General features: G+C 58.9%; 1 protein-coding gene. It reads right to left on the bottom strand.

Going from position 1 to position 704, the window contains the following annotated elements; genetic code table 11:
* The coding region (locus ACF8SD_RS17675) for an immunoglobulin-like domain-containing protein (RefSeq protein WP_392484705.1) at nucleotides 1-704 on the bottom strand (704 nt) is incomplete at both ends.

The following is a 704-nucleotide window of genomic DNA, read 5'->3' as shown; positions in this document are numbered from 1 at the left end:
TCACCTGCCGCGAAGGTCAGGGTGGCACCGGTGCTCAGGGTTACGGTGAATGGCTTGTCGAGCGCCTTATTCAGGGTGACGGTGAAGGTCGGCTCAGTAGCCTCATTCACAGACAGCTGATCGGCAGCGATGGTGACCTTAACCAGGTCGCCTTCGTTGTTGCCGCCTGGATTGCCTGGAGTGCCCGGCTCATCAGTGACTACTGTGCTAACAGTGTCTTTGCCCAGGTTCAGTTGCTCGAACTGATCAGCGCCGGCACCTTCGACCTTGGTCAGACCTTGAGTGATGGTCACCGGATCGTTGACGTAGACGTTGTCTGGCGCAGTGACAGTGGTGGTGCCGACCGATTCACCGGCTTTGACCGTGACGATGGTGCCATCGGTCAGGGTGAAGGTCAGACCCTTGTGGTTGGTTACTGGCAGGCTTGGATCAGCGCTGACCAGGGTCACGGTGTAGGTGATCTTGCCGCCTTCAGCGACGGTAGTGTTGTCTACCGACAGTTCAGCAGTAACTGGGCTCTGCGTATCGGTGACCGCAACGGTAGCAGGCTCGCCGATCTGCAGATTTTCCAGTTGCTCACCGACCACTTCGGCCTTGGTGATGCTGACAGTGATCTTGCCCTCGTCCTTGAACACGTCATCGCCCTGCGCCGGAGCGGCGTAGGACTTCGTGGTTTCACCTGCCGCGAAGGTCAGGGTGGCACC

This window comes from Pseudomonas sp. CJQ_9, from assembly GCF_043106615.1.
Taxonomy (GTDB): domain Bacteria; phylum Pseudomonadota; class Gammaproteobacteria; order Pseudomonadales; family Pseudomonadaceae; genus Aquipseudomonas; species Aquipseudomonas juntendi.
This window is presented reverse-complemented; position numbering and strand designations above follow the sequence as displayed.